Consider the following 6,156-nt stretch of genomic DNA (forward strand, 5'->3'; position numbering starts at 1 on the left):
AGCATGAGCTACACCATAGCCCTCAACTTCGAAGACGGCGTGACCCGTTTCATCACCTGCAAGGACGGTGAAACGGTGCTCGACGCTGCTTATCGCCACAAGGTCAACCTGCCGATGGACTGTTCCGACGGCGTCTGCGGCACCTGCAAGGGCACTTGCGATCAGGGAGATTTCGACCTGGGCGACGAGTACATCGACGAGGCGCTGTCCGACGAGGAGGCCGCTGAAGGCAAGGTGCTGACCTGCCAGATGGTACCGGCGTCGGACTGCGTGGTGCAGGTGCCGGTGGCATCGACCCTGTGCAAGACCGGCGTCGGCGAATTCCCCGCCCGGGTCGCCGAGGTCGCGCGCCTCTCCGAGGACAGCTTCGAACTGGTCGTCGACCTGGAGCAGGGCGAGGGGCTGGCGTTCCTGCCGGGCCAGTACGTCAACATCCAGGTGCCGGGCAGTGACGAGGCCCGCTCCTACTCGTTCAGCTCGCTGCCCGGCGAGCGGCGCGCGACCTTCCTCATTCGCAACGTGCCGGACGGCCTGATGAGCGGCTACCTGAGCGGCGCGGCAAAGACCGAGGATGCGCTGACCCTGACCGGGCCGATGGGTAGCTTCTACCTGCGCGAAGTAACGCGCCCCGTGCTGATGCTGGCCGGCGGCACCGGCCTGGCGCCGTTCCTGGCCATGCTGCGCCAGCTGCAGGAGCGCGGCTGCGATCAGCCGGTGCGCCTGCTCTACGGCGTGAACGTCGACGACCACCTGGTCAAGCTCGACGAGCTCGACGCCTTTGTCGAGGCGCTGCCCGACTTCGCCTACACCACGGTGGTCGCCGACGCGGCCAGCGAGCACCCACGCAAGGGCTACGTGACCCACCACATGGCCCCCGAGCTGCTGCACGACGGTGAGGTCGACGTCTACCTGTGCGGACCGCCGCCAATGGTGGACGCAGTGCTCATCCACTTCCGCGAGCAGGGCATCTCGCCGGCCAGCTTTCACTACGAGAAGTTCACCCCGAGCCTGGCCCCGGAAGAGGCAAAGGACGCGGCCAGGGAGGCGGTGGCATGAGCGCGCGTTTCGAAGGGCAGGTGATGGTGATTACAGGCGCCGCCCAGGGCATCGGCCGGCGCGTTGCCGAGCGCGCCGGCGCCGAGGGTGCCCGGCTGGCGCTGGTGGATCGCGCCGAGCACGTCGAGCGGGTGGCGGCCGAGCTGCGCGATGCTGGCATCGAGGCGATTGCCCTGATGGCCGACCTGGAGAGCTGGGAAGGCGCCGAGGGCGTGATGCGCCAGGTGCGGGAGCACTACGGCCGGCTCGACGTGCTGATCAACAACGTCGGCGGCACCATCTGGGCCCAGCCCTATGCCCACTACACACCCGAGCAGATCGAGGCCGAGGTGCGCCGCTCGCTGTTTCCCACCCTGTGGTGCTGTCGCGCGGCGTTGCCCTACCTTCTGCCGAGCCAAGGCAACATCGTCAACGTCTCCTCGGTGGCCACTCGCGGCATCAACCGGGTGCCTTACGCCGCGGCCAAGGGCGGCGTCAACGCCATGACCGTGGCGCTGGCCTTCGAGTACGCCGAGTACGGCATTCGCGTCAACGCCACCGCCCCCGGCGGCACCGAGGCGCCGCCGCGGGTCACGCCGCGCAATACGGCCGAACCCAGCGAACAGGAAAAGGCGTGGTATCAGCAACTGGTCGACCAGACCAAGGCCACCAGCTTCATGGGCCGCTACGGCACCCTCGAGGAGCAGGCCGGCCCGATCCTGTTCCTGGCCTCGCGCGATGCCAGCTACATCACCGGCAGCGTGTTGCCGGTGGCGGGAGGCGACAGCGGCTGATCGGCCTACGCCACGTTCACCGGTACGTACCGCTCACTCAACGATAACAACATTCCCCTGGAGTACACCGTGAAACATATCGAGAAAGGTGCCGGCCTCGCCTCGGCACCACGCGACTTCATTCGCGACCTCAATGCCGACAATCTGAGTGCCGGCCTGGTGGCCGGGATCTTCGGCCTCAGCGCGGGGGTCATCCACATCAGCGCCGGCACTGCGGCAGGGCTTCCCCAGGAATTCACGCTGCTGTGGGTGATCAGCTACCTGATGATCAACGGCCTGTTCGGGCTGTTCCTGCCGGCCTACTACCGATTGCCGCTGCCGATGGCCAATTCGATCCCCGGTGCGCTGCTGTTCGCTGCCATCATTCCCTTGGTGGGGCTCAACGAAGCGCTGGGTGCCACGCTGATAGCGGGGGCCATCGCGCTGGTGGTGGGCCTGGCAGGGTGGATGAGCCTGGTCATGCGGCTGATCCCGATGCCCATCGTCATGGGCATGGTGGCGGGCATATTGCTCAAGTTCGGGATCAACATGGTGATGCCGCTGCAAGAGGCCTTGCTGCCGGCGACGGTCATGATTCTCTCCTTCTTCTTTGCTGCGCGCTTCCTGCGCCGGGTGCCGCCCCTGGTGGTTACCCTGCTGGTGGGTGTCGGCTACATGGCGCTTTCCGGTGCTGATTTCTCAAGCGTGACGTTCTCCTTCAAGCTTCCCGAGTTCATCATGCCGGCCTTTACCTTGGAGGCCTTCCTGGCCTATGGCCTGCCGCTGGCGTTGATTCTCGTCGGCATGGAGACGCCCGCCGGGGTGGGGCTGGTCAAGGGCATGGGCTTCAAGAGCGCACCGGCCAATGCCATCACCGCGCTGGGTGGGTTCGGAACCATGGTTTCGGCCTTCTTCAACCTGCACAGCACCTGCATCGCTGCGCCGATGACCGGAATCTGTTCGGGGCCGGAAGCCGGCAGCCACGACAAGCGCTGGGTGGCGGCGGTGATCGTCGGCATCATCTTCGTCACGGCGGCGCCATTCTACGGCTTCGTGTTCAGTCTGATCGAAGCGATGCCGAGCTACTTCATCGCCATCATTGCCGGGCTAGCGCTGTTGCGGGTGATCAGCTCGGCCATGCAGATGACTTTCTCCGGCAAGCATGAGGTGGGAGCGATGTTCTCCTTCCTGATCGCTGTGTCGGGGATCCAGATCCTGGGAATCGGTTCGTCCTTCTGGGCGCTGGTGTTGGGAGCGGGGCTCTCCATGCTGGTGGAGTTCAGGGACTTCGACTTCTCCCGTGAGTCCGCCACCTCCCGCAGCTCCGCCGCATCGGCGCGTTGATCCGTTACGCATGAATCCTCCTTGGCCTGAGACCGCGCGCTGGTCCAGGCCTTTTTTCTCTCAGGCAGACACCAGCCAAGGCCGTTGACCATGTCGCTACTCAAGGATGCTTCCCTACCCGCGCTCACCGCCGGCTTCGTGGCGGTGTTGATCTCCTATGCCGGTCCGCTGGCGATCTTCTTCCAGGCGGCCCAGGGCGCGGAGATCTCGAATGCCATGATGACCTCCTGGGTCTGGGCGATCTCCATTGGTGCCGCCGTCTCTGGCATCCTGCTCAGCCTGTGGCTCAAGGTGCCGGTGGTCACCGCCTGGTCGGCGCCGGGCACGGCGCTGCTGGTCAGCCTGTTTCCGGGGCTGTCGCTGGGCGAGGCCGTGGGGGCCTACCTCACCGCGGCGGTGATCCTTTTCGTGGTCGGTATCACCGGCTCCTTCGACCGCATCGTCCAGGCGATCCCGCCCGGCATCGCCAGCGCCATGATGGCCGGCATCCTGTTCCAGTTCGGCGTCGGGGTCTTCGTCGCGCTGGAGTCGGTGCCGACGCTGGCCATCGGCATGATCGTCGCCTACCTGGCCTTCAAGCGGCTCAATCCGCGCTACTGCCTGGTGCTGCTGCTGATCGTCGGCGTGGTGCTGGCGGTGGTATTGGAGGGGGCAAGCCTGCGCGGCGTCTCGATCCAGTTGGCCGAGCCCCGGTTCATCCGTCCCGAGTGGACCTGGAACGCCACGCTCGGCCTGGCGATCCCGCTGGCGTTGGTCAGCCTCACCGGGCAGTTCCTGCCGGGCATGGCGATCCTGCGCACCTCGGGCTATGACACCCCGGCCAAGCCGATCGTCACCATCACCAGCCTGACCTCCTTCGCCACCGCCTTCTTCGGCGGCATCACCACCGTGGTGGCGGCCATCACCGCGGCCATCTGCACCGGCAAGGAGGCCCATGAGGACCCCGCCAAGCGCTACGTGGCCGGGGTGGCCAACGGTCTCTTCTACCTGATCGGCGGCACCTTCGCCGGCACCATCGTGCTGCTCTTCACCTCTCTGCCCGGGGAGTTCGTGGCGGTGCTGGCCGGTTTGGCACTGATCGGCGCCATCACCAGCAACGTCAGCGCCTTCGCCGCCCGCAAGGATCACCTGGAAGCCTCGATGATCACTTTCATCGCCACGGCCTCCGGAATTAGCTTCCTGGGCCTGGGTTCGGCCTTCTGGGGCGTGGTGATCGGCGGCGCGGCCTATGTGATCCTGCATCGGCCTTGGCGGAATGAGGGGAGGCGTGAGCCCGTGCCGGCCATTCGCCGCTGAACCGCAGGTGCCGAATTGACGGGCCAGGGCATGGCCCGTCGTGTCATCTCGGGGGCTCGCTCAGAGCACTCCCTTGGCCTTGGCGGTATGCGTGGCGATGGCATCCATCAGCGGCGGCGACAGACAGTCGTAGGGCGGCAGGCCAAGCTCCTTGAGCCGCGAGCGCACCGCATCCATGCTCTGCGGGTCGGCGCCGGATTCGATGATCGAAGAGACGAACGCGGCGAACTCGGGGCCGGCCCAGCCTTCATCGCGCGACAGCTCGGTGTGGATGAAATCGAGTCCGTGGAAGGGGTGCCCGGTGTTTTCGATGCGGCCATACATGTGCACGCCACATTCGCGGCAAGCATGGCGCTGAATGGCTGCGGCCGGGTCGACCACCTCGAGCTTCTCTTCGTGGGCAGTGACGCGCAGCTTGTCGCGGGGCACCACGGCGACCATCGAGAACAGCGCACCCTCGGGTTTCCAGCATTTTGTGCAGCCGCAGACGTGATTGTGGGCGCACTGGGCGTCGATCGTCACCTCGACCTGGTCGCTGGCACAGTGGCAGTAGAGCTTGCCACCGGTGAAGCTGTCGCTGCCGCGCTTCACGCTGTCGTCGACGGCGGGGTGGATATGTACGCTGTGGTGGCTCATGGAGGGCTGACTCCCCTGGGTGGTTGTTCTTGTACTCGTCTTGGGGCCGTTCGCCGCGGAGGGCGGCGTGCGGGATGTGCTCGACGACGGTGACGTTCGTGCTGCGCTCTGTCGGGTGGTGCTCGTGGTAGCCGGTTTGCCGCCTAACCAGCGCTGAAGGGTATCCAACAGGCTCATGGGGCTGACTCCTTGGCCCTGCGGGCAGGACCGTTGCATCGTGGGACTTCCGGGGGTGTACGCACTAACCACCCTGCGCGCGGCCTCGCGCGCCTTTCACTCGCCCGGCTCGGACGCCTGTCACTCGGCGCGGTTCCGGGCGCCTGTCACTTGGCGCGGTTCCGGGCGCCTGTCAATAGTGCAGTACGGTGCGAATGCTCTTGCCCGCGTGCAGCAGCTCGAACGCCTCGTTGATCCGCTCGAACGGCATGTCGTGGGTGATGAACTCGTCGATCTTGATCTCGCCGTTCATGTAGCGCTCCACGTAGCCGGGCAGCTCGCTTCTGCCCTTCACCCCGCCGAACGCCGAGCCACGCCACACCCGCCCCGTGACCAGCTGGAACGGCCGCGTCGAGATCTCCTCGCCGGCCCCGGCCACGCCGATGATCACCGACTCGCCCCAGCCCTTGTGGCAGCACTCCAGCGCCTGGCGCATCACGTTGACGTTGCCGATGCACTCGAAGGAGTAGTCCACCCCGCCGTCGGTCAGCTCGACGATGACCTGCTGGATCGGGTCGCTGTACTCCTTGGGGTTGACGAAGTCGGTGGCGCCGAACTGGCGCGCCAGCTCGAACTTGTCGGGATTGACGTCGATGGCGATGATGCGACTGGCCTTGGCCATCGTCGCGCCCTGGATCACCGCCAAGCCGATGGCGCCGAGGCCGAACACCGCCACCGTCGAGCCCGGCTCCACCTTGGCGGTGTTGAGCACCGCGCCGATGCCGGTGGTCACGCCGCAGCCGAGCAGGCAGATCTTGTCCAGCGGCGCCTCGGGCGAGACCACCGCCAGCGAGACCTCGGGCAGCACGGTGTACTCGCTGAAGGTGGAGCAGCCCATGTAGTGATGCAGCGGCTG

At 66.3% G+C, this 6,156-nt stretch carries 6 protein-coding genes; 4 read left to right on the forward strand and 2 right to left on the reverse strand.

Annotated elements, in window-relative coordinates; genetic code table 11:
• Positions 1-3 precede the first annotated feature (3 nt).
• The 4 genes from benC (at position 4) to CYJ07_RS14390 (ending at position 4,448) form a co-directional block, all read left to right on the forward strand.
• A complete protein-coding gene (benC, locus tag CYJ07_RS14375) occupies positions 4-1,056 on the forward strand; it encodes a benzoate 1,2-dioxygenase electron transfer component BenC (protein ID WP_104204403.1) in 1,053 nt (350 codons plus the stop codon).
• Positions 1,053-1,829 carry a benzoate diol dehydrogenase BenD gene (benD, locus tag CYJ07_RS14380; RefSeq protein WP_104204404.1) on the forward strand — a complete coding sequence of 259 codons (777 nt, stop codon included), beginning with the start codon at positions 1,053-1,055 and terminating at the stop codon, positions 1,827-1,829. The genes benC and benD overlap by 4 nt, the downstream gene beginning before the upstream one ends.
• Before the next feature lie 69 nt (positions 1,830-1,898).
• A complete protein-coding gene (locus tag CYJ07_RS14385; RefSeq protein ID WP_104204405.1) occupies positions 1,899-3,152 on the forward strand; it encodes a benzoate/H(+) symporter BenE family transporter in 1,254 nt (417 codons plus the stop codon).
• Positions 3,153-3,242: 90 nt separating this feature from the next.
• Positions 3,243-4,448, forward strand: coding sequence for a benzoate/H(+) symporter BenE family transporter (locus CYJ07_RS14390; protein WP_104204406.1), 1,206 nt, complete (start codon positions 3,243-3,245; stop codon positions 4,446-4,448).
• A 60-nt stretch (positions 4,449-4,508) separates the two neighbouring features.
• Here the strand turns inward: CYJ07_RS14390 and gfa are convergent, their stop codons facing one another.
• The gene (gfa, locus tag CYJ07_RS14395; protein WP_104204407.1) at positions 4,509-5,084 is read right to left on the reverse strand and encodes an S-(hydroxymethyl)glutathione synthase; all 576 of its coding nucleotides are present in this window, start codon (positions 5,082-5,084) and stop codon (positions 4,509-4,511) included.
• A 349-nt stretch (positions 5,085-5,433) separates the two neighbouring features.
• The coding region (locus tag CYJ07_RS14400; RefSeq protein ID WP_156085507.1) for a zinc-binding dehydrogenase at positions 5,434-6,156 on the reverse strand (723 nt) is incomplete at its 5' end.

The sequence above is a fragment of the Billgrantia saliphila genome (assembly GCF_002930105.1).
GTDB lineage: Bacteria > Pseudomonadota > Gammaproteobacteria > Pseudomonadales > Halomonadaceae > Halomonas > Halomonas saliphila.

Bases quoted from the DNA above. Each gene is read 5' to 3' on its own strand.
- gfa (WP_104204407.1), bottom strand. From the start codon at position 5,084: ATGAGCCACCACAGCGTACATATCCACCCCGCCGTCGACGACAGCGTG.
- CYJ07_RS14390 (WP_104204406.1), top strand. From the start codon at position 3,243: ATGTCGCTACTCAAGGATGCTTCCCTACCCGCGCTCACCGCCGGCTTC.
- benC (WP_104204403.1), top strand. From the start codon at position 4: ATGAGCTACACCATAGCCCTCAACTTCGAAGACGGCGTGACCCGTTTC.
- benD (WP_104204404.1), top strand. From the start codon at position 1,053: ATGAGCGCGCGTTTCGAAGGGCAGGTGATGGTGATTACAGGCGCCGCC.